Source organism: Natranaerobius trueperi, from assembly GCF_002216005.1.
Lineage (GTDB): Bacteria > Bacillota > Natranaerobiia > Natranaerobiales > Natranaerobiaceae > Natranaerobius_A > Natranaerobius_A trueperi.
Window position 1 is genome coordinate 1 of the sequence record NZ_NIQC01000063.1, and the last position, 1,300, is coordinate 1,300.

General features: G+C 32.6%; 1 protein-coding gene and 1 pseudogene. One reads left to right on the top strand and one right to left on the bottom strand.

Annotated features, from left to right (window positions below):
• Window positions 1–95 precede the first annotated feature (95 nt).
• Window positions 96–1,085 (bottom strand): annotated as a pseudogene (locus CDO51_RS12985) (acylphosphatase); the annotation flags it as partial.
• Window positions 1,086–1,186: 101 nt separating this feature from the next.
• Here CDO51_RS12985 and tnpA point away from each other — a divergent pair.
• The coding region (tnpA, locus tag CDO51_RS15650; RefSeq protein WP_420811502.1) for an IS66 family insertion sequence element accessory protein TnpA at window positions 1,187–1,300 on the top strand (114 nt) is incomplete at its 3' end.

A 1,300-nucleotide genomic window follows, 5' to 3' on the forward strand; every position in this document is an offset into this window, starting at 1 on the left:
GAAAACTGCAAGTTGCAAAAAACTCAAAGCAAATAGCAAAAACTGATTATAACAGTCACTCCCACTTATTTATTTAATGAGATGGGAGTTTTTTATTAAATCAATGTGGGTGCTATTTGACGCTTACATTTTCTCGCTTGTTTTTTTACCAACTTTCTAAAACCTACAACTTGAACATGACCAGTAATTAAGAGTTTTCTTGTTACTATTTTACCCGTAGGGCGAGGAGTAACCACTACTTCACTTGCGGTACCATGACGAAGGGGTTTTAAGACATTATTTAAGTCATAGATAAGATTATCATAATTTTTATAATTATTTTTTGATTCTGGGAATAAGCAGTCGAGCATTAATTTTGGAATATCACGTGCTTTACCTTTATAGGGGAAAAAATGTCCTCCTATAAATGGTTTATAGTTAATCTCAATGATAACGAAATTCTTATTTGTTTCATTAAATTTTAAATCAATAGCTCCAGTTTTTAAACCGGGTATAGATTTTACTCCATTTATTGCGATTTGTTTAGCATCTTCTGATAAGCAATCTGTAACATCAATTGATTCACCACCAGATGGTAAATTAGCTTTAGCCCTTAGCTGTATATATTCACCAGACTTTGGTACACTATCAGGAGTAAATCCTGCGTCACTAATATAATTTAAAATTTCATTATCTAATTTGATCAAGCGTTCAGAAAGAAATGGATTGTTTTTCCTTTGTTTGTTTTTATTTTTTATTAATGTTCTCATAGTATCGTGTCCATTACCTGTTATATTTGCCGGTATTTTTTTATATGCTGAAGCGACAATGTTATCAACTACAAAAACTCTATTTTCATCACCTGAAATATGTTCTTCTAAAATTACCTTAGGTTTCATTAATTTTCTACGAACGTACCTTACATATTCCTTTAAAGAATCAGCATCTCTTATATTTGATATGACTCCCTTTCCTCGTCTTCCGTCTACTGGCTTTAAAACAACAGGAAAGCCTAAGGATTTTGCAAACTCTATAATTTCTTCATCCTTTGTTTTAGCATCAAAATCTTGTCCCTTTGGCACGGGGACTCCTGCTTTAGACAAGTGTTTTTTAGTTTCTTTCTGTAAGCGTCAAACTATCCCCACATAGTAAAACAGCTTAGTTTGTGTCATAATTCCCCCAACTAACTAAGTAGGGGGGAATTTTCATGTCACAAACTGAAAACAAATATGAAAAGTTAAGAGAAAGTTGGAAAAAACACATAGCTGAATTCAGATCTAGCGGCATGACTACTAGAGAATGGTGCAATACTCATAATTTA